Annotated in this window: 23 protein-coding genes and 1 other RNA gene; 14 read left to right on the forward strand and 10 right to left on the reverse strand. The window is 38.8% G+C overall.

What is annotated here, in order from left to right:
• Positions 1–35: 35 nt before the first annotated feature.
• The 3 genes from ACTJJG_RS08865 (at position 36) to ACTJJG_RS08875 (ending at position 1,020) form a co-directional block, all read left to right on the forward strand.
• A complete protein-coding gene (locus ACTJJG_RS08865; protein ID WP_069119967.1) occupies positions 36–380 on the forward strand; it encodes a hypothetical protein in 345 nt (114 codons plus the stop codon).
• A gap of 112 nt (positions 381–492) precedes the next feature.
• Positions 493–606: a hypothetical protein gene (locus tag ACTJJG_RS08870; protein ID WP_002117788.1), complete on the forward strand. Its 114-nt coding sequence runs from the start codon at positions 493–495 to the stop codon at positions 604–606.
• A gap of 93 nt (positions 607–699) precedes the next feature.
• Positions 700–1,020: a hypothetical protein gene (locus tag ACTJJG_RS08875; protein WP_002117636.1), complete on the forward strand. Its 321-nt coding sequence runs from the start codon at positions 700–702 to the stop codon at positions 1,018–1,020.
• Between the two features lie 141 nt (positions 1,021–1,161).
• On the opposite strand, the gene ssrS is transcribed toward ACTJJG_RS08875, so the two are convergent.
• The 3 genes from ssrS to ACTJJG_RS08890 form a co-directional block, all read right to left on the reverse strand.
• Positions 1,162–1,346: non-coding RNA, 6S RNA (gene ssrS / locus ACTJJG_RS08880), on the reverse strand.
• Positions 1,347–1,538: 192 nt separating this feature from the next.
• A complete protein-coding gene (locus ACTJJG_RS08885) occupies positions 1,539–1,823 on the reverse strand; it encodes a cell division protein ZapA (protein WP_002117766.1) in 285 nt (94 codons plus the stop codon).
• Complete coding sequence (locus ACTJJG_RS08890) at positions 1,820–2,380, reverse strand: hypothetical protein (protein WP_002117619.1); 561 nt, start codon at positions 2,378–2,380, stop codon at positions 1,820–1,822. The genes ACTJJG_RS08885 and ACTJJG_RS08890 overlap by 4 nt, the downstream gene beginning before the upstream one ends.
• A 64-nt stretch (positions 2,381–2,444) precedes the next feature.
• On the opposite strand from ACTJJG_RS08890, the gene ACTJJG_RS08895 reads away from it, so the two are divergent.
• From ACTJJG_RS08895 to ACTJJG_RS08915, 5 genes are all read left to right on the forward strand, one after another.
• Entirely contained in the window at positions 2,445–3,074 is a 630-nt protein-coding gene (locus tag ACTJJG_RS08895) for a UPF0149 family protein (RefSeq protein WP_005802891.1), read from the forward strand.
• A 67-nt stretch (positions 3,075–3,141) separates the two neighbouring features.
• Positions 3,142–4,464: a Xaa-Pro aminopeptidase gene (gene pepP, locus ACTJJG_RS08900; protein ID WP_372552582.1), complete on the forward strand. Its 1,323-nt coding sequence runs from the start codon at positions 3,142–3,144 to the stop codon at positions 4,462–4,464.
• 31 nt (positions 4,465–4,495) lie between these two features.
• Positions 4,496–5,704, forward strand: coding sequence for a 2-octaprenyl-6-methoxyphenyl hydroxylase (ubiH, locus tag ACTJJG_RS08905; protein WP_372552583.1), 1,209 nt, complete (start codon positions 4,496–4,498; stop codon positions 5,702–5,704).
• Entirely contained in the window at positions 5,701–6,933 is a 1,233-nt protein-coding gene (locus ACTJJG_RS08910) for an FAD-dependent monooxygenase (protein ID WP_032056820.1), read from the forward strand. The genes ubiH and ACTJJG_RS08910 overlap by 4 nt, the downstream gene beginning before the upstream one ends.
• A 207-nt stretch (positions 6,934–7,140) precedes the next feature.
• On the forward strand, positions 7,141–7,392 hold the full coding sequence (locus ACTJJG_RS08915) for a hypothetical protein (RefSeq protein WP_002117665.1): 252 nt from the start codon (positions 7,141–7,143) through the stop codon (positions 7,390–7,392).
• 38 nt (positions 7,393–7,430) lie between these two features.
• Here the strand turns inward: ACTJJG_RS08915 and ACTJJG_RS08920 are convergent, their stop codons facing one another.
• On the reverse strand, positions 7,431–7,832 hold the full coding sequence (locus ACTJJG_RS08920) for a MerR family transcriptional regulator (RefSeq protein WP_032056819.1): 402 nt from the start codon (positions 7,830–7,832) through the stop codon (positions 7,431–7,433).
• A gap of 65 nt (positions 7,833–7,897) precedes the next feature.
• Here ACTJJG_RS08920 and ACTJJG_RS08925 point away from each other — a divergent pair, with 65 nt between their 5' ends.
• A complete protein-coding gene (locus ACTJJG_RS08925; protein ID WP_005075543.1) occupies positions 7,898–8,539 on the forward strand; it encodes a cation transporter in 642 nt (213 codons plus the stop codon).
• 55 nt (positions 8,540–8,594) lie between these two features.
• Here the strand turns inward: ACTJJG_RS08925 and ACTJJG_RS08930 are convergent, their stop codons facing one another.
• On the reverse strand, positions 8,595–9,197 hold the full coding sequence (locus ACTJJG_RS08930) for a LysE/ArgO family amino acid transporter (protein WP_002117603.1): 603 nt from the start codon (positions 9,195–9,197) through the stop codon (positions 8,595–8,597).
• Positions 9,198–9,303: 106 nt separating this feature from the next.
• Here ACTJJG_RS08930 and ACTJJG_RS08935 point away from each other — a divergent pair, with 106 nt between their 5' ends.
• On the forward strand, positions 9,304–10,194 hold the full coding sequence (locus tag ACTJJG_RS08935) for a LysR family transcriptional regulator ArgP (protein WP_032056818.1): 891 nt from the start codon (positions 9,304–9,306) through the stop codon (positions 10,192–10,194).
• A gap of 2 nt (positions 10,195–10,196) precedes the next feature.
• Here the strand turns inward: ACTJJG_RS08935 and ACTJJG_RS08940 are convergent, their stop codons facing one another.
• Both ACTJJG_RS08940 and rsmI read right to left on the reverse strand, forming a co-directional pair.
• On the reverse strand, positions 10,197–10,583 hold the full coding sequence (locus ACTJJG_RS08940) for a hemin receptor (protein WP_069119129.1): 387 nt from the start codon (positions 10,581–10,583) through the stop codon (positions 10,197–10,199).
• A gap of 99 nt (positions 10,584–10,682) precedes the next feature.
• Positions 10,683–11,519, reverse strand: coding sequence for a 16S rRNA (cytidine(1402)-2'-O)-methyltransferase (gene rsmI / locus ACTJJG_RS08945; RefSeq protein ID WP_069119131.1), 837 nt, complete (start codon positions 11,517–11,519; stop codon positions 10,683–10,685).
• A 209-nt stretch (positions 11,520–11,728) separates the two neighbouring features.
• Between rsmI and ACTJJG_RS08950 the strand changes: the two genes are divergently transcribed.
• From ACTJJG_RS08950 to ACTJJG_RS08960, 3 genes are all read left to right on the forward strand, one after another.
• Positions 11,729–12,130, forward strand: a complete 402-nt coding sequence (locus ACTJJG_RS08950) for a YraN family protein (RefSeq protein WP_372552585.1) — start codon at positions 11,729–11,731, stop codon at positions 12,128–12,130.
• Between the two features lie 79 nt (positions 12,131–12,209).
• The gene (locus ACTJJG_RS08955; RefSeq protein WP_032056814.1) at positions 12,210–12,917 is read left to right on the forward strand and encodes a BON domain-containing protein; all 708 of its coding nucleotides are present in this window, start codon (positions 12,210–12,212) and stop codon (positions 12,915–12,917) included.
• 3 nt (positions 12,918–12,920) lie between these two features.
• Positions 12,921–13,784, forward strand: a complete 864-nt coding sequence (locus tag ACTJJG_RS08960) for an alpha/beta hydrolase (RefSeq protein WP_002117650.1) — start codon at positions 12,921–12,923, stop codon at positions 13,782–13,784.
• Positions 13,785–13,812: 28 nt separating this feature from the next.
• Here ACTJJG_RS08960 and nudC read toward each other — a convergent pair whose 3' ends face one another.
• The 3 genes from nudC to dnaQ all read right to left on the reverse strand — a co-directional run bounded on the left by nudC (position 13,813) and on the right by dnaQ (position 17,709).
• Positions 13,813–14,556, reverse strand: a complete 744-nt coding sequence (gene nudC / locus ACTJJG_RS08965; RefSeq protein ID WP_005070517.1) for an NAD(+) diphosphatase — start codon at positions 14,554–14,556, stop codon at positions 13,813–13,815.
• A complete protein-coding gene (locus ACTJJG_RS08970) occupies positions 14,556–16,199 on the reverse strand; it encodes a hypothetical protein (protein WP_032056813.1) in 1,644 nt (547 codons plus the stop codon). Before ACTJJG_RS08970 ends, nudC begins: the two co-directional genes overlap by 1 nt.
• A gap of 130 nt (positions 16,200–16,329) precedes the next feature.
• Complete coding sequence (gene dnaQ, locus ACTJJG_RS08975; RefSeq protein WP_069119134.1) at positions 16,330–17,709, reverse strand: DNA polymerase III subunit epsilon; 1,380 nt, start codon at positions 17,707–17,709, stop codon at positions 16,330–16,332.
• Between the two features lie 233 nt (positions 17,710–17,942).
• Between dnaQ and ACTJJG_RS08980 the strand changes: the two genes are divergently transcribed.
• On the forward strand, positions 17,943–21,158 hold the full coding sequence (locus ACTJJG_RS08980; protein WP_069119136.1) for a LysM peptidoglycan-binding domain-containing protein: 3,216 nt from the start codon (positions 17,943–17,945) through the stop codon (positions 21,156–21,158).
• Positions 21,159–21,160: the final 2 nt, after the last annotated feature.

A 21,160-nucleotide genomic window follows, 5' to 3' on the forward strand; every position in this document is an offset into this window, starting at 1 on the left:
TATATTTAAAAGATTAATGCAGAATTGTTAAGCGTATGAAGTTGAAAATTTTAACCATTACAATAAGTGCTGGTCTGCTACTTGGTGGATGTACGAAACAAGCCGAACCTGAAGCGGCGGAAGTTGATTATAAAGCTCAATTTGAAGAATCAGATCGTAAAATAGGAGAGTTTTTAGATCAACTAGATAACCCGAATACACCTCAAGAAGTTAGAGTCAAAATCTTATGTCATGACTATCCAGAAGTTTATAAGACCCAATATATGCCTGCCTTAATAAAAATTTCGCCTAAACCTTATACCGAAGAGAAATTATTATCAGATTTGAAAAGTGCAACGGACTACTATAAGGATGCTTTTGCGATTAGATGCACTCAATAAGTTTGTTTTGATTTTAATCTCAAAAAATCCGATAAATGTGAATTGATTGGCATTATTGGGTTGTGATAAATTTTCTTCTATCTTTATAAGTGAAAGTTTAGGGGATTTAGATATGGAAATCTTAAAGTTCTTACAGAGTTTTAATACAGTTGGTACATACTTAACGATCGCTTCAACCGTTTTAGTAGGTCTAATTATTTATTTTTATGTGATTAATCCAGCATAAAAACCTTTAAAAGAAATAGGGATCAATTTCCTATTTCTTTATTAATAATAAAATTCTGTAATTAATTCAAAGCTATAAAAATAAGGTAGGTATATGAGATTTAAATTATTCTTTCTTAGTTTTTTAGCTTTTGGCTGTTATGCCGATGAAAGTGTAAATGACCCCGAAATTTGTAATGTGGTAAAGAAAGTTTCTTATACTGTCATGGAAGCGCGTCAACAAAAAGTCCCATCTGAAGAATTGCAGCATATAGCGAATAGTCTTGAAGATCCAAAGGCAAAAAAACTTTATCAAGATTTAATTACTTCTGCTTACTCAACCAAAGTATTCAAGACCAGCTTCTTTAAAAGAAAAGCGATAGAAGATTTTCAAACAGCTTGGTATCAAGAATGCCTGAGTAGAAAAGAAAAGTAATTTTGAATTCAGAGACTCATTCATCTCTAAAATAATAATGTCATGCATTATTAAATGCTTGAGAAAAAAATCGTACCGACAGGTCTGTATTGAAAGGCTAATTGATATAAATTTTTGAAATTTTATTATTTAATTAAAAATAAATGCTCCGAAGATGCCGCTGCATGTGTCGTTACCCTGAACCCGATGAGTTCAAGGTGGACGCGACGTATACTTGCTGGGTTTCCTACTCGAAGGTAGGCATACACTCTAAATATACAGAACGCAATCCATAAGTTTAAGTATCGGCAGGGGAATAGACCCGCTGGCGAACATCCCAGAGATAGCTTAAGTATAACCGATCTGACTATGTTGGCAATCACTTGAGTCTATGGAACTGTAAACTTAGTTTGCGTTTGATGAAGCTTTGTACATTGAACGTGGATAAAACGATATTCAACTGTAGTTGATAGTCAAAATAAAAAAAGCCTTGCATCTATGATTTATAGAGCAAGGCATTTTGTGGTAATCAAAGCTTGTTAAATAACCTGCTCCACATCTTCTAAAATCGCTTGCAGTAGGCGTTCACAGTGAGTGTATTCCTGCAAAGATTTATTAAGGCTTAGCACTTCTTGAGTTAACTGTAGAGCGACCATAATGACTAGTTTGTTGTGCTCAACACGTGGGGCACTACGGCGCATGTCATTAAATTTCTCATTGAGAAGTTGTGCTGCGCGTTCAAGTTCATCTTTTTTATCTGAGGTAGTCGCGAGTCTAAAAGTTTGCTCAATCAGCCTAAGCTCTACCATGACTTGTTCACTCATGATTGGATCTCCTCACCAGTTTCAGCATTAGGATGGGCAAGTTGCTGGATTTCTTGAGCGTGTTGATCTTGAGCAGTGCCTAAAATTCCTAAACGCTGAATAATGGCTTCAACTTTTGATTTGGCAAGCTCATTTTTTTGTAACAAACGGTCACGATCTTGTTGTAAATCATGCAGCTCTTGTTGGGTTTGACGCTGGTGGGCTTGTAACTTCTCTTTTGCAACACGTAATTCATTTCGTTCTGCAAGAATTTCTTGAAAACGATTTTTTAAATCAGTCGTACTTTTTTCTAATCGGCTATAACGTTCGGCAAGTGTGTTAGCATCTTGATTCAATTGTTGAAATTGGCCTTTTAACTGAGAAAGTTGCTCAGTTACCGACTCAATTTCCTCTTGTTTTTTAGTGATAATACTATTTTTTTGCACAACTTGTGCGTGATGCTCTGTTTCAGCCAGTTCTTTAGCTTCTGAGAGTGCCGCATGTTCACTCTCTAAATGATGTAAGCGTGTTTTTAAAACGCTAATATGCGCTTGTAGCCGCTGTAATTGTTCTAACATAACGAGGTCGCACAGAATTGCAATCAAAGGTAATATATACAAAGTATAGAGATTGGATAAACGAATGCAAGACGATATTTCAGGCTGGACAGATTGGAACGCTCATTTTGAAGGAATTGAAGAAATTTCAAGCCCTAGTGAGTTACATGGTCTATTAACAGGTATTGTTTGTGTGACAGAAGCGCCTACGCGTGAAGAATGGTCACAAATTTTAACAACCCTTAATGTGCCAGAGTTAAGTGAAGATGCTTTAGCGCTTTTGACTGACGAAGCAGAAGATGTGGTTCATGCTTTATCTGAAGATGAATTAGATTATTTACCAATGCTTCCAGATGATGAACATTTACTTCAAGAGCGTGTGCAAGCACTATCTGATTGGTGTGCGGGTGTTGTGTTAGGTTTCGGTTTGGCATCAGGTCATGTTCGTGGTGATGAGCGCGAATTGATTGAACACCTTCAAGATGTTGCTGCAGTAGAATTTGAAGATTCTGACAATGATGAGGAAGGCGAAAGCAGCTACGAGGAATTGTATGAATTTGTACGCTTGATCCCTGTAAGCTTGTCGATTGGTAGAAAAAAAATCACTGTAGCTGAAAGTTCTTTATTGAAAAACTTTCATGCAAAAAGTAAAACTGCTGCTCTAGGTACAGATCAGAATATTGTAGAAATGTTCACACCACATCGTCCAAGCTAATTGAGGCGATGTGTTATTGGTTGTATTTTATTTTTTGACTTTAAAATTCTAAATCAAGTAGATCATTATGAAATTGCCTCAAGCTGATTTTCAACATCGTAGAGACCGTTTAGCAGAAAAAATCGGTCCTAACAGTATTGCAATTATTGCAACGCGTGAGGAGATGTACCGTAATCGTGATGCGGATTATAAATTTCGTGCCGATAGTAGTTTTTTCTATTTGACGGGCTTTGCTGAGCCTGAGGCAGTTGCAGTTATTGAAACTTTTGAGGATGTAACTGATTATAGCTATAGTCTTTTTTGCCGTGAACGTAACCGCGAGATGGAAATCTGGAATGGTTACCGTGCCGGAATTGACGGTGCAATCGAAGACTATGATGCAGATGAAGCCTATGCAATTGATCTGCTTGATGAAGAAATTATTGAAAAGTTATTAAATAAAGAACGTCTTTATTATCGGATTGGGCAAAATGCTGCGTTTGATGCACGAGTGAGTCAGTGGATTAAAAAAGCAGATGCTGAGCATCGACATCAGGGTGCTCCGGCTCAACTGATTCAGCTCGACCGTATTGTTGATGAAATGCGTTTAATCAAGTCACCACAAGAACTTGAGCTGATGCAAGTTGCTTCAAAAATTAGTGCTCAGGCACATACCCGCGCGATGCAAACTGTTCGCCCTGGCATGATGGAATATGCACTAGAAGCCGAGCTCAATTATATATTTGGGCAAAACGGCTGTGTCCCATCTTATAACAGTATTGTTGGTGGCGGGGCTAATGCCTGCATTTTACACTACGTTGAAAATAACCAACCTCTTAAAGACGGTGATTTAGTCTTAATTGACGCTGCATGCGAATATGAGTTCTATGCGTCAGATATTACCCGTACTTTTCCGGTCAATGGTAAGTTTAGTGCTGAACAAAAAGCATTATATGAAGTTGTATTGGCTTCTCAATATGCGGCGATTGATGCAGTACGCATTGGTAATTCGTACCGTGAGCCTCATGAAGTAGCCGTTAAAATTTTAACCGAAGGCCTAATTGAGTTAGGTTTGCTCAAAGGTGATATTAACGAACTTATCGAAACCGAAGCATACCGTCAGTTTTATATGCATGGTACAGGCCATTGGTTAGGAATGGATGTACATGATGTCGGGTCTTACAAAAAAGGTGAAGACTGGCGTCAATATGAAGAAGGTATGGTCGTTACCGTTGAACCAGGGCTATACATTGCACCAGACGATGAAACTGTAGATAAAAAATGGCGTGGTATTGGTATTCGTATTGAAGATGATGTGGTCGCAACATCAAAAGGTCCGCGAGTTTTAACTGCTGATGTAGTTAAAAATATTGCAGATATTGAACATTTAATGGCGCAAGCTAAATCATAATTAAACGTATTCGCCAAAGGAGCACAACTCGATGCAACAACAAGTGATTATTGTAGGTGGGGGAATGGTTGGACTTAGCCTTTCACTCATGCTGGCGAAGGCAAATATTGCAGTAAAGCTGTTAGAAGCTGTGAAATACCCAAACTATGATGATCAAAATGTTGCCCCTTATCATTCCAGTTTCGATGCGCGTAATACGGCTTTATCGCGTCGTAGCGTCCAGATTTATCAGAAGCTGGGGGTATGGGATGCATTACAGCAGCACGCGACTCCAATTCTACAAGTTCACATTACTGAACAAGGCAGTTTTGGTAAGGCACGATTAATTGCAGAACAAGAAAAAGTCGAAAGCTTTGGGCAGGTGATTGAAAATGCTTGGTTGGGTCGTGTTTTATTGACTCAAGTACGTCAGCAGCCTTTGATTGAGCTGATTGATGGCGTTCAAGTGACTGCTTTAACTCAAGATGCTGAGCAAGTACATATTGAGGCCAAGCGTGGTGATGACCTTTTAAAACTTGAGTCAAAACTATTAATCGCCGCAGATGGGCGTGACTCTTTCTGTCGTCAGGCTATCGGCGTTGGTGTAGATGTTCATGATTATGATCAGGTTGCAATTGTCACTACCGTTCAGACTTCAAAACCACATGATCAAGTCGGTTTTGAGCGTTTTAGTGCATTAGGCCCTTTAGCTTTATTGCCTTTACCGGGCGAATATCGCCGTTCGGTTGTATGGCCTGTTAAAAAAGGCACTGAAGGTGAGTGGTTAGGTGAAGAAAACGACCAACACTTTTTAGATGCTTTGCAAAAAACTTATGGTGACAGAGCGGGTAAATTTGAAAAGACGGGTAAACGCTTTAGTTATCCGCTTTCACAAGTGCTTGCACATAAACAAGCAGTCGGACGCGTTATTTTAATGGGGAATGCGGCGCATACAATCCATCCTGTTGCAGGACAGGGCTTTAACCTATGTCTACGTGATGCGGATGTTTTAGTGCGTTACTTAGTGAACCAGCTAACTACTTCTGATGATATTGGTAACCCAGATAATTTACTGGCTTATGAACAAGCTCGTTTGTCAGATCAACAACGAGTCATTAAGTTCTGTGACACCGTGGTTCGTGGTTTTAGTAATCAAAATCCATTATTAAAATTAATTCGTAATACGGGATTAATTGCATTCGATGTCATTCCGGGAGTTAAACCACTGGTAGCGAACTATGCAATGGGGCTAAAAGCATGAGTGAAGTACTAGATGTTGTCATTGTTGGTGGTGGACTGGTTGGTGGTTTAACAGCTTTATTACTTGCCCAAGGTGGTGTACAGCCTACTGTGCTTGATGCTGCTCCTGTACTGGATGTTGAAAAAACACTAAGTGTGATGAACCCGCGTGTTTTAGCACTCAGCCAAGCGACCATTCATTTACTTAAAACTGTCAATGTTTGGGATGATCTAGCACGTCAAATGCCATATACAGGCATGCAAGTGTGGAATCTGAATGGCTATGGTGAAATTAATTTTGGTCACGAGTCCGTACAAAGACCAATGCCAGAACAGACCTTGGGTTCTATGGTTGAGCCAAGTGTGTTGAATGTTGCTATTCAACAAAAAATGCTTGAGCAGTTAACAGACTATCGTACTCAAGTTCGTGTGACTCGCATTGAGCAGGGTGTTGGTTGTTGGCATATTCAATTGGCAGATGGTACGACACTTAAAACAAAACTGCTGATTGGTGCAGATGGTGCCAATTCATTTGTACGAGAACAGGCCTTTATTGACCTAGATGTCTTAGATTACAAGCAAGCAGCGATTAGTTGTGCTATTAAAACATCTAAACCTCACAATCATGTTGCTCGTCAAATTTTCTTACCTACAGGGCCTTTAGCCTATTTACCGATGGCTAGTCTTGAAGAAAGTGAAAATGGCTACTGGCAGTCAATTGTCTGGACACTACCTGATGATTATGCCGATGAATATTCTGCTTTAACCGATCATGAATTTATGCAGCTTTTAACTCGTGAAAGCCAACATATGTTGGGTGAAGTGTTAGATGTACGTTCAAGAGCCCAATTCCCGCTCAAAGCGCGCGCCGCAAAACAGTATGTGAAAGCTGGTTTAGCTTTAATTGGGGATGCTGCACATGTGATTCATCCACTTGCTGGACAAGGGGTAAATATTGGTTGTTTAGATGCGGCTGTACTCTGTGATGCATTACTACATGATTTAGCGCGTGGCGTATGGGCAAATGAACAGACATTGTTGCGTTATGAGCATCGCCGTAAAGGCCAAAATGATGCAATGATGCATAGCATGTCGGCAATTGGCTGGTTGGAAAGTAGTGAGCTATTTCCATTTATCTGGGCTCGGAATGTGGGACTCAAGCAAGTTGAACAAATTTCCTTCTTAAAAGAGAGTTTTATGCAACAAGCAAACGGTTTAGGGTCTTTACAAAACACCCAGTATAGTCGTTAAAATAATTACGAAGTTTATGCTCTACTGGTCTAAATAAATATCAGTAGATATTTTTTAAGCAATCATTTATATATCATTACCAATTGGGTTGAAAAAGATACACATTTGACCAATTTGGCTCTTTGCTAAATGCAAAGAGATTGCTAAATTTCTGAGGTCTTGGGACCATAGCGATGATGCAATAGAAATCATTCTGGGGAGTGAAAAATGTCAGATATCAATGATTATGAAGATGCAGAAGATTCTGCTGTAGATGAAGATGAAGCGAAGGCAGCTGAAAGCGGTGCAGCTGATGAAGAAGCAAGCAGTATTAATGATACTGATATTGCTGAGGCAGAAACACTGACTGTGACTGCCAAGCAAAAACAGCGCCAAGCGCTGGAAGATGAAGTTGCCGCATTTTTAGCTCGAGGGGGGAGAATTACCGAAGTTCCTCCAGATGAACATAGCGACCATTAATCCTAAAAAGCATCACATGAGTGATGCTTTTTTTATTTTTAAGGTGCGTTCTGAAGCTCTCTCAAGATCCCGCATTCATCTACTGTTCGATTGGTAGAGCAGTGCTGTTTTAAATCAGTCAAAGATTCTTTTAAAAGTAATAATCGTTCGATTTTTTCTGATACTTCTTTTAAGTATTTATCGACTAAATTATCAATTTCTGTGCAGGCCTGTTTAGGCTGAGTTTTCATTTCTTTTAACGTTTTAATATCACTCAGTGAAATATTTAATTCACGGCAATGCTTAATAAATAAAAGGTCTGCAAGTGTTTGTTCGGTGTAAACACGATAATTATTTTCTGAGCGCTGAATACGGTCCAGCACACCTACTTTTTCGTAATAACGGATCGTATCAATTGGAATATCCGCTTTTTTTGATAATTGACCAATAGAAAAACTCATAAGACTTGACTCTGGAGCTACTCGAGGGTTTTTAATCACTATAAAAGAGTTTTTGAGGAAATAAAATGGCTGGATGTGGTTGTGCTTCAACATGTTCTCCTTCAAAGAAAGTGAGTCCACGTTTTAGAAAAGCGTTATGGATTGCACTTGTGATCAATGCCTTAATGTTTGTGGTGGAAATATTGGGAGGTTATAAGGCCCAATCTGTTTCACTTTGGGCAGATGCATTGGACTTCGCCGGAGATGCAGCAAACTATGCACTATCTTTAGTCGTTCTTTCGATGAGTTTATATTGGCGTGCGACAGCGGCATTAGTTAAAGGAATAACGATGGCGGCTTTCGGTGTTTTTGTCATTGCGAAAGTGGTCTGGTCGTATTTTTATGGTGTTTCACCCGAACCAATGGTGATGGGGGCAATTGGTGTAATGGCTCTAATTGCTAACGTTTCTGTCGCGCTTATGCTTTATGCATTTCGTGATGGGGATGCAAATATGCGTTCTGTTTGGTTGTGCAGTAGAAATGACTCAATTGCTAATATTGCTGTAATTTTAGCTGCGGTTGGGGTATTTGGAACAGGCAGTGTATTTCCCGATTTATTTGTTGCCTTTGTCATTGCATACTTGGGTGTATCTTCTGGTTATGCTGTTATAAAACAGTCACAACAAGAAAGAAAACAGGCAAGAGTTATAGTTGCCAGTGAAGCGTAATACTCAAGAGTAATAAAAAAGGATCTTTTATATGATCCTTTTTTATTTTAAGCCGTTAAAACAAGAGGGTTATAGCGATACTCCACATAACGCAACCAATAATGAAATCTAAAATTTTCCAAGCTTTGGGATTGGTAAATAGTGGCTTTAATAATCTTGCACCATAGCCCAGACTAAAAAAGAAAACCCAAGAGGCAAGAATGCTCCCCAAAGCAAAACTCACTTTGTCTTCAAGCTGAGTTGCAACTGAACCAATTAGAACAATAGTGTCTAAATAAACATGAGGATTAAGCCAAGTAAAGGCAAGACAGGTCACTAATGCTTGAGTTAATGTTTGTTTTTGACTGCTATCAAGGTCCATACTTTGGGTAGTCTTAAATGCAGCATAAAATGCTTTGGCACCGTAAACTAATAAAAACGTTGCCCCTAAATATTTAGCTACGGTAATTAAGATAGGTGATGCCGTCATGATTTCGGCAAAGCCTAATACACCACAGGCAATTAAAATTGAGTCGGATAGAGCACAGATTAAGCACAACCAAAATACATATTGCTGTTTAAGTCCTTGTTTTAGGACAAAAGCATTTTGAGCTCCAATTGCTACGATAAGCCCGCTACCAATACCGAAACCTTTAAAAAATATACTAAGAGAGAACATAACAATAAGGTGGAAAAAATCAGATGTGGGAATTATCTGACTTTTTATTAAAAAATAAGTAAAATTAAGAATATTTAGGTTTGGCTAAAAAAAATTTAGGTTTGATATGTTAGATAGCAAACAATGTGAAGCCTTTCTGGCGGTAGCAGAATTGGGAAGTTTTGATGCGGCAGGAGAGCATTTATATATTACGCCTTCTGCAGTTTCGTTACGCGTACAGGCTTTAGAAAAGTATTTAGGACAAATACTCATTATACGGGGGCGCCCGAGTGTGCTCACTCAAGCAGGGCAAACTTTATTGCAGCATTTACGTCATACGAGATTAATGGAGCAAAATTTATTACAAGGTTTGATGGGGAAATCATCCGAATCTGAATTTTATAAAATTGCTCTAGCTTCAAATGCAGATTCATTAGCAACTTGGCTTTTACCAAATATTCAGCAAACGCTTTTTAAAGAAAAAATCGTGTTAGAACTAAAAATTGATGATCAATCTCACACGCATACTTTATTAGAGACAGGACAAGTCAATGCCTGTATTTCGGCAGAAGAGCAGGTCATGTCAGGTTGTTTAGCTCAACCACTAGGAAAAATGCGTTATAAAATGTTGGCTTCTGCTGAATTCGTAAATAAATGGTTTAGCGCTGGAGTGAATAGAGACGCATTAAGAAAAACACCAGCAGTTATTTTTAATCAAAAAGACTTAATGCATTCAGAGGTTCTATTAAAAGGATACGGTTTACCGATGCAAAGTTATCCTTATAGTTTTATTCCAGCAACAGATGCTTTCGTCAAAGCAATTCAATTAGGTTTAGGCTATGGCATGGTGCCTGAACTTCAAGTTCAACCATTACTCGAAAATGGAACACTTGTTGATATTATGCCTGACGCCCAACTTGATGTTCCTTTATATTGGCACCATTGGAAAAGACAGTCGCAGCAACTTGATGTATTAACCGAGACGATTGTTCAGTCAGCAAAACATATCTTGAGATAAATTTAAGTCCGTGAGCGGGCATAAAAATTTGAAACATGCTGAATATAAAACTCTATATCTTGTGTTGAGTAACCTAAAAGTTGTCCGATTCTACGATCAAGCTCTAAACGATCTTCCAGTTGAGTCTCCTTTAGTGATTTTTCAATACATAACACAAGTTCATTTAAATTTGCTAACGGTGCATCTTTGTAGATCAGCATAATTGAAAATGGTAAAGGTAAAGAGGTTTCAATGTCTTTACTCAGCATAGATAAAGTACCTTGCTCGAGATGCTCTAAAAACTCGGTAGGTAGTAGATCATAAAACAAAGCGATAGGTTTCTCGCCTGAAAGTAGTAATTCTAGTTCACACTCTTCATGCGGCCCAAGCTTTCCAAGCTGTTCAATCATGTAAATACTCTTATTTTTATCTTTAATATTATTATGCAAAATTCATGCACAGTGATGATGAAGGCTATTTATTGTTCATCACTGTGCTTAATCAAAAGATTAAGATTGTGTTAACTCAAGCGCACGTTGATAAGCGACTTTTTTCTTAACTCCTATTAAATCAGCAGCCAGTTGAGATGCCGCTTTAACAGATAAATCTTGAAGTAAGCGCTTTAAAAGCTCATCTAGTTTTTCTTGTTCCAGATCTGTTTTTTCTGGTGCACCGCCAACTACAAGAACAATTTCGCCTTTTTCTTGGTTGTGATCATTTTCTATAAAACTGACCAAATCTTTTAAAGTCATTTTTTTGATGGTTTCAAAGGTTTTGGTAATTTCACGTGCGAAACCTACAGGGCGGTTTTCACCTAATACCTCAGCCATATTTTTTACACATTCTAAAATACGGTGTGGTGCTTCATAGAAAATTAAGGTCTGAGTTTCATTTTTGAGTTTTTCTAATTGAGAAATACGTTGAGAAGCTTTTGATGGCAAAAATCCTTCAAAACTAAAACGATCGCTCGGTAGACCTACTGCACTTAGAGCGGCAATTGCAGCACATGCGCCAGGCACAGGAACAACTTTAATGCCATGTTCTTGAGCAGCTCGAACTAACTTAAAACCGGGGTCACTAATAAGCGGTGTACCCGCATCACTAATTAAAGCAATATCATCGCCTGCAAGTAATTTTTGAACTAACTGCTCAATTTTATTACTTTCATTGTGATCATGACATGCAGTTAGTTGAGTCGATATATTATAGTGCTTAAATAATTGTGCTGATTGACGCGTATCTTCGGCAGCTACAATAGAAACTGATTTTAAAATATCAATTGCACGGAAAGTCATATCATCTAAGTGCCCGATTGGGGTGGCTACAACGAATAACTGAGCACTCATTTGGTTTTACTCCGTACAGATAAACAATTTTAATGGGGTAGTTTACCCGAAATTATGATTTGGGCGTGAACAATGTCTGCCAACCTTTGCTTTTCCAAAATGATCTGATTTTCATTTGTTCAATTTAGATCAGAAAGTACGGGTGGATTTAACGAAATAATTTAAGCATCAAAATATGTATTGCTACTTTTAATTTGGGGAAGATAAGAATGCTATTAGCGCAGCAGTTGGGTAAATGGGCAGAGCAAACGGCTTTAAACCTGTTACAAAAGCAAAACTATGTATGGGTAACCAGTAATTACTATTCACACCGTGGTGAGGTGGATTTGATTGTTAAAAGAGGGCAAGAGCTGGTTTTTGTTGAGGTAAAGGCGCGTACTATAGGAAATTATGGACAGGCTTGCGAAATGGTGACAAGAGCAAAGCAGAAGAAAATTATTAAAACCGCGATGCTTTTTTTACAGCGCTACCCATCTTATCAGGATTTTTATTGTCGTTTTGATGTGATTTGTTTTGATTTTCCACAGAAAATTGCAAAAACAGTACAGCAAGACTTTTCAAAATTCCATTATGATCTGCAATGGATCGAAAATGCATTTACTTTGGATTAAGAGTTCATTACTCTTTTGAGCAAATTAAAACCGATGTTTTATGATCAAGCCAAGAAGAGATTGATAGGAGTCTGGTGGAGTGTTGAAACGTATTGCTGTAACAGCGCTTTGTGTCGCAAGTTTGTCAGGTTGCGCAAGTTTTATTTCTGGTGGAACAGGTACAGCTCCAGTCGGAACAGATAGTGGTGTACGTAGCTTAGGTCAGGTATTCATTGATTCTTCAATTAAACGTACAGCGAATATTAACCTCTATAAGCTTGATCAGCGTTTTAAACAATCACGTATTAATATCGAAAGTTTCCATAGTACTGTTTTATTAACAGGACAAGTGCCAGACCCATACTTGAAACAATTGGCAGAAGATAATCTTAAAGCCATGAGTGATGTAAAAGCTGTACATAACTATATTACCGTGGGTAATAAGGTCAGCTATAACACGATCATGCAAGATGCTGGTGTAACTGCAAATACACGTGCTCTATTAATGAAAGCGCCCGTTGTATCGGACAGTAAAGTACTTGTCCATACCGAAGATGGTGTTTTATATGTAATGGGCCGTTTAAATACAGCTGAAATTAATGATTTAAATAATGTGCTTCAAAATGTTGGCAACGTGACCAAAATTGTGACACTCATTGATAACATTGATTTAGCACCTGCGCCAGCGGCGAGTACTGCTAGTGCAACGACTACACCAATTATTAATAACGTCATTGCTCAACCAACAGTTCAAACTCCTGTTGCAATTGATCCTGACCAAACAGATCCAGCTTCGAATGCACAGTAATATATGAATCTGATTGAACAACTACAAAGTAAAATTGAACAGGCGCGAACTCTTTATAAAGAGTTCCGCCTTTATGATTTGGGGAGTTTTGCTTTAAACCGTTTTACGCCAAAAGATGGTTTTGAACAGGTCGCAAATGTACGTTATGGTCTAAAGCCGCGTCACCGTTTGGATATTTACCGATCTGTTAAAAAACTAGCACATCAGCCTCTTATTGTTTTTGTACATGGTGGTGCTTGGCAACATGGTAATAAGCGGGATTATCTTTTTATTGGTGAGACGTTTGCTAAAGAAGGTTATGACGTTGCAGTTATCAACTATCAATTAGCTCCTAAAAATATTTTTCCGAGTTTTGTTGATGACCTGACTCAGGCATTGAATTATTTACATCAAAACCAAGACAAACTCGAAATTTCTACAGAAAATGTTGTGCTTATGGGGCATTCGGCGGGGGCATTTAATGTAATGTCTGCTGTTTATCACCCAAAACCAAACCCTATTCAGTGTTTAGGAAATATTAAGGCGATTTTCGGTTTAGCTGGACCTTATCATTTTGATTATAAGGGTGATCCACTAGCTGAGGATGCTTTTGATCAAAGTATTTCTTATCAAGAAGTGATGCCATACTATTTCGTCAATCAAAATAGTATTAAACATTACTTGCTCATGGCTGAAAATGATCAGCTTGTCGGCAAAGAGAATACATTGGATTTGGATCGGGCTTTAAGACAGAGTGGAAATCACAGTCATATCGCTGTGATTCCCAAAACTGGACATATTACAATTTTGGCCAGTCTTTCTAGCTTTATTAGCCACTATTTCAGAACGAAAAGAACGATCTTACATTTTCTCGAAGAAGTGTTTTAAACGAGAGTCTCGTTTAAAACACGGCAGATTACCCAGCTTGGGTAATCTGCATAATCATTGAATGAGCAATACTTCCTTTAAACGGAATCTCAGGTAATTGATCAATTTTGAAGAATTGGGCATCTGCAATTTCTTCTTCTTGAAGCTTAATTTCACCCGACTCATATTCTGCCCGAAATGCCACCATAAGGTTACTCGGGAATGGCCAAGGCTGACTTGACATATATTGAATATTTTTGAGTTTTAAACCTACTTCTTCAAAGGCTTCACGTTGTACTGCCTCTTCAAGTGTTTCGCCTACCTCAACAAAACCTGCAATCAAACCATACATATTGGTTTTGTTATGAACTGACTTAGCCAGCAAGATTTCATCATCACCACGAGTAATGACGGTAATAATGCAAGGGTTTACACGAGGATATTGGTGGTAGCGACAAGAAGGGCATACCATTGCATATTCGGTTGGATGAACTTCTGTTGGATGTCCACAGTGGCTACAAAACTTATGGTTACGTCGCCATTCAAGTAATTGAACAGCACGGCTCGCTTGCAAAAACTGTTCTTTCGACCAGCTGGTAATAAGCTGGCGAATTGGGACAAGTTGTAAGCCTTCGGGGATAGGTTCCTCAGCAAGCAAGTCACGTGCAATGACCTGCTCATCATGAGTGAAAAGTAAATCACTTGCTAACTTTTCGACTTTGGGTAGTTGGAGATTCTGGTCAACCAGTAATTGTTGATGATGGAAAATATAAGCAAGTGATAATTCAGACATTAAGCTGCCTTTTTTTGAAGTTGTTGACTACTCGACAATGCTACATTAAACATGGATTGTAGAACAGGTTGTTTATTTTTTAAATTGTCAACTAACATGTCAATGCCTGCCAATACGTTAAAAATACAGTGAATTTGGTCTGTATTAAAAGGCTGGCTTTGTTCAAGTTGCTCTTGAACAAATTGGGCAGTTTGGAGTAAAGCATGTTGTTGAGTCGTGCTTCCTAAAAATTCGGCTGCACCTGCTAACTCTTTTAATGAACCTGCAATCGCTTCAATATTTTGTGTCTGATCATTGGCATACAACGTAAGACTTTGGCAGATAAAATCAATTAAATTTTTTGTCTCAGTAAGCAAAGCTTGGTGAGCTTCATCAAGACGATCTAAAGAAATAGCCGTATTATTCACGCTAAGTTGTAGACGATTTGACGTGTAATTGCGTACCAAAATACCAATTGAGTTCATAGCAGATAAAATGCTGTTCATCAGCTGCTGAGCATAGTTTTCATCACTTAAAATGTTAAGTTGACTTAAACTGCTGGCTTGTTGAGAAAGAGCAGAGGCGGCTTCATCAAGGTTTAGTAGTCTAAAGGTATGAGCCAGTTGTAAAAGGCTCGCTTGTAGTTGCTGTGCTTTTTCAGGCGACATATTTTGGTAGTTGTATTCAATATCGTTTCGCACCTTATTCATTTCATCCAAGATTAATTGGCTGACTGTGTGCATCGTATCAAAGTCAGGACCAAAAAGATGGCGACTTAAAACGAGTAATTGAGTATCAGTCGGTGTTTCATCACCAATATGAAGTTGGTTACGAATATGGTGAGCAATTTCATCTTCTTGAGCGATGACAATACTTAAAATATCTGCGAATGCCGCTAAATTAGGTTCAAAACTTTCGGGCGCTGCTAAAAATAGAGCAATATGACTTTCAATATTAATCAGTACACGTAGGCGTGAATCATTTAAAAGGAGGTCATCAATATGGTTAAAAGCGTAATTGACGAGCTGCCAATATTTTTGGCTTGGCTGAGTGTTCGCCATGCTGACCAAATAGGTTGCAATAAGTTTAAAGGCTTGAAAATTCTGAGCTGAGGCTGTCTTTTTTAAAAATTGGTGTAAAGATAGTTTGTATAGTTGATGGATGAACTGAGTTTTTTCACTAATTAATATTTCAGGCAAGGGTAGTTCAAGCGAAGTATTTGCAAGTAAAGGAACAATAGCTTGTCCCGATGTAGTTAGAGGCTTATTTAAAGCCAATTCTAAATTATTTAAAGTCGTAAGAAGAAATTGTGGAACTTGTATTTCACGCAAACAGATAAATTCAATATAGCGCTTTACCATGGTCGTGCCTTCGCTTAGGGCAACGACATCATCCGTATTAATTTGGGCTGGATTCGCAATAATTTTTTGCATCAACTCAGTCGAATATTGAGTGATTTTTGCAAGATAAGGAACATCAATTAAGCGTAGAACTTGAGTGCATTGCTTAAACTGTTCTAATGCATCATCAATACCAAAAGGGAGGGTTTGTTCTTCAATTAAGGTACTTACTGCACCTTCAACCAGTTTTATTGAACGATCAATTTCATGTTTAATGATGAGTAAAGCTGTTGGATCGAAATGAATCGACGTATGCTCAGACATAAACGTTCCCCTTTGCAAAAAAATCAATTGTTATATTCATAGTGCTCAATAATTTGAGCTAAAAATCTATGCGACTAATATAACTTAACTTACAAAGGGGAAAAGCTAAAAACACTAAAGAATCAAAAATTTATTTTGCAAAAAGGCAAGGTTCTCCGTGTTTTTCCTCATATTCTTTGACCCAAGTCTCATGTGTATTTAACTCTTCATCTGAAGGGTAAATTACAGGAAGATCAATTTGAACTCTGCTTCTATTGGTTGTTTGCTGGCTATTTTCACTCTGAGATAAGGCATCAATATCAAAAGAAACCTGACCACCAGTCATTGCCAAGTAAACATCAGCAAGAATTTCAGCATCGAGTAATGCGCCGTGGAAAGTACGGTCACGTGCTGGAATTTCATAACGTCTTACAAGCGCATCAAGGGAGTTTTTTTGTCCCGGATGTTTGTTTTTCGCTAAAGCTAAAGTATCTGTTACCTCACATACTTCAGAAAGTGCAGGAAGTCCTACGCGCTTAAACTCCATATCAAGGAAGTTCATATCGAAGGTCGCGTTATGGGCAATAATCTCTGCACCTTTAAGATAGTCAAATAAGGTGTCAGCAATATCCGCATAGAGCGGTTTATCTTTTAAGAAATCATCACTGATACCGTGGATGTTTTCTGAGTCTCCCACTGGTTTTTGTGGGTTAATATAAATATGAATCGAGCTACCCGTAAGCTTACGGTTAATCATCTCAATCGCGCCCACCTCAATAATGCGGTCGCCATCTTGGAAATAAAAACCAGTAGTTTCCGTATCGAGAATCAGTTGTCGAGGACCTTGTAATTTTAATTTGGCTTCGGTCACAACGATTTGAGGATGAATGTTATTGGTTGGCTGCTTACTTTCTTGTTCGACAGTTTCAACTTCAATAATTTCTTCTTCCACAATAATCATCTCAACTTCTTCAGATGCTTCAAGATGAATATTTTCCTCTTCTGTTGCGTCAGCCAGATCAAACCCGAAAGGGTCATCTAACAACCAGTCCTGTTCAGGCTTTTTTATATCTTGCGATACAGTGGCAGACTGTGGTTGCTTGAGTTCTTTCGCAGTTTTGTCTGCACCTAAATTAGCAAGCTGGTCTGCCATTTCATTGCCAGGGTGTCCTGCGTGGCCTTTAATCCAGTTCCACTCAATATTTCTACCTGCACAGACAGCATCTAATTTCTGCCAAAGGTCAGGATTTTTTACATCTTTCCAGTTTTTCTTTTTCCAACCATGAATCCACTCAGTAATACCTTGCTTCACATAATTTGAATCTGTCCAGATAATCAAATGTGCATCGGTTGGACAAAATGAAACACCTTCAATGGCAGCAGTGAGTTCCATACGGTTATTGGTCGTATCAGGCTCACCGCCAAATAATTTATGTTCACCCTGCTCAGTAATGACATACGCGCCCCAACCACCTAAACCCGGATTGCCACGACATGCACCATCAACATACAGTGTGATTGTTTGAGACATAAATCGAAACCTAAACTAAAAGAAAAAGAACTGAATATGGTGTATTGTATACGCAAAAAGTTCGGTTCCATCGTATCAAAGCAAGGTTTTTTTAATTTCTTGTAACATTTCCATGCAAATGACATTAAATTATTGCCTTGTCTATCTTGCATGCTTTACTACAATGGCATCGAAGACCTAGGGTTTGTGGGCAGACCCCAAAAAAATATTACGCGAGTTGTTTGGAAGTTTTTATGTATAAACCAACCACATTTGTGTGGCAGCCATCTGCAGCATCATTGTTTAAAATTACCGTACTTAGCTCTGCGTTAGCTGCGTTGGGTATTACAACAGGCTGTTCATCGACTCCGCAATCTGCAAAAACCTCAAAATCGAAACAGGTCAGTGGTGCAGGTTATTTAGATGCGAGTAGTCTTGATTCATTGGAAGACTTACTTTCAGCAACTGATATGCGTGCTGTAGAGGGTGACCGCCTGCTTATTTTAAAGCACGGTGATGTCTGGAAACGTATGTCTGTTGGTTTCAAAATGGATTTGAACCATTGGGATTCACGTATTGAAGCTCAGCGTAGTTGGTTTATTTCTCGTCAGCCTTATCTTGATCGTTTAAGTGCCCGCGCAAGTCGTTATTTGTACCATACAGTTAAAGAAGCTGAACGCCGTGGTTTGCCGACAGAACTTGCACTCTTACCTGTAATTGAAAGTTCATATGACCCAGCTGCAACAAGTAGTGCTGCAGCAGCAGGTTTATGGCAGTTTATTCCGAGTACTGGCCGTATTTATGGCTTAAAGCAAACAGGCATGTATGATGGCCGTCGAGATGTTGTTGAGTCGACTCGTGCTGCCTATGAGTTTTTAGGAAGCTTATATAATCAATTCGGTTCTTGGGAGCTTGCTTTAGCAGCCTATAACGCTGGACCAGGACGTATTCAACAAGCAATTAACCGAAATCAGGCAGCAGGTTTACCAACTGATTATTGGTCTTTAAAATTACCTCAAGAAACCATGAACTATGTTCCTCGTTTCTTGGCTGTTGCCCAAATTATTAAAAATCCAAAAGCTTACGGTATTTCTTTACCACCAATTGCAAATAGACCCCATTTCCGTGAAGTGACTTTATCTGCACCTTTATCTTTAAATGAAATTGCTTCTGTAGCTGGATTAAGTCGTTCGGAACTCTATGCATTAAACCCGGGATATCGTGGTGAAATGGTAGACCCAGCGAGTCCAATGCGTATCTTGATTCCAGCCGATTTAAGTCCTTCAATTGATAATAAATTAAAAGGTATGAAGTCAGGCGGTGGTTCAGGTTGGTGGGCAAATGTGACCTCACCATCTAAGCCAGATGTAAGTGCTTCAACATCTGTGACAATTAAAACCACGCCTGCAAATCAGGTTCAACCGGTTAAACCGTCTACACCTACTAAAACAACGAGTAGCTCTACCACGGTAAAAACTTCAACTCCTCGTGGGTCTGATGCTTTAGCCGCGTTTGCAGCTTCGGCTGATGTACCAAGTGCTCCACGTATTCCTGTTGCTGTAACACCTGCGGCAAATATTAAGCAAGTGAAGACAGAGCCACCAATCTCGGCTGCAGAACGTGAAAAGATTTTAGCGGCAGTTCGAGCTGAAGGTGAGAAAGAAACAGTTCAACAAGCTTTAGAGCCACAACCAACGCAGGCTGAAAAAGATCAAGTAGTTGCTGAGTTAAAAGCTATTGCACCACAAGGAACAGAAATTGTTGATCCTTATGATGGCAAAATTAAGTTAACTGCGATTCAAACAAGTCAGTCAGTTGCAGAGCAACAAGGTAAAGAAGTAAGTAAAGGTTTTGCATATCCAAAAACTTTAGCTGAAGACGTGACTGTAGCTAACTCTGAAGATGGGCAGCGCAATAAAGACAAGCCTTACATTAAAACTGATACAGATGTAGTGGTTGTGCAGCCTAAAGGCAAACGTAGTACCTATACAGTTTTACCAGGTGATACTTTAGCCGTTATTGCGATGAAAAATGGCGTAAACTGGCGCGATGTTGCTAAGTGGAACCAGATTGATCCAGAAAAGACGTTATATGTTGGTTCAACGCTTTATCTTTATGACGCTAAGCCACAAGAAGCTCAAACGACTTCAAAAAGCACAGCTAAACCAGATGTATATGTCGTTCAGGCTAACGATAGCTTAAGCGGTGTGGCAAACCAGTTTAATTTGTCAGTAAGGCAGTTGGCTGAATATAACGATTTATCAGTGACTGATGGCTTATTTGTTGGGCAAAAACTACAGTTAAAAGAACCAAAAAATAGTCGCTCAAGTGCTAAAGCAGAACCGAAAGCTGTTCAGGCAAGTGCAAAACGTATAGCAACTAAGAGCTATACTGTGAAGCGTGGTGAATACCTTAAATTGATTGCAGATCGTTATGCGCTCTCTAATCAGGAACTTGCTGAATTAACTCCGGGATTAACTGCGGGCAGTAACTTAATGGTAGGCCAAAAAATTAATGTGCCTACACAAGATATTTCTGTAGATGAAGTTGCTGAAACTAAGGCTTCTAGTAAATCTGAGAAAGCATCAGCAAGTGTTTCTTATAAAACAGAAGGCTATAAAGTACAACGTGGTGATACTTTATCGAGTATTGCAACTAAATCAAAAATTAGCCTGGCTGAGTTAGCCGAGTTAAATAACTTAAAAGCAAATAGCCATGTACAGCTTGGTCAAACTTTAAAAGTACCGGCAGGCTTAAGTGTTCCAGAACAATACATTGTACAGTCTGGCGATAGTTTAAATGCGATTGCGAGTAAATATAATTTGCAAACAAGCTATTTGGCTGACCTAAACGGTTTGTCTCGTACCGCTGGTTTGCGTGCTGGTCAACGCTTAAAACTAACAGGAACTGTTGAAGAGGCGCCAACTAAATCTTCTAAAAACGCCAAAGAAGAAACACCAGAAACTTATACAGTTAAATCTGGTGATAGCTTAGGTAATATCGCTAATCGCTACCACTTACAGTTGGACTATATTGCTTCATTAAATGGTCTTTCACGCAACAGTAGCGTTCGTGTGGGGCAGCGTTTAAAGCTAACGGGTGATGTGCCTACAGTTGAAACAGCTAAAGTAGATACTAAGTCTTCAACTAAAACAGTTGCTGCTGGTAAAAACACTGAAAGATATACGGTTAAATCTGGTGAGTCTTTAAATAGTATTGCGAGCCGTGCGGGTATTTCAGTGCGTGAACTGGCTGAAATGAATGCATTAAAAGCAAATGCTAACTTACAGCGCGGCCAAAACATTGTGATTCCAAAAACTGTTGTGGAATACAAAGTGAAGCGTGGTGATACATTAATTGGCCTCGCTAGCAAATATGGTTTAGAAACCAATTTCTTGGCTGAGCTGAATAATTTGACACCTTCTACTCAGCTTCGCATTGGTGATGTGATTAAAGTGCCTAATTTGTAAAA

Source organism: Acinetobacter sp. 22512 (assembly GCF_052044755.1).
Taxonomy (GTDB): domain Bacteria; phylum Pseudomonadota; class Gammaproteobacteria; order Pseudomonadales; family Moraxellaceae; genus Acinetobacter; species Acinetobacter pittii.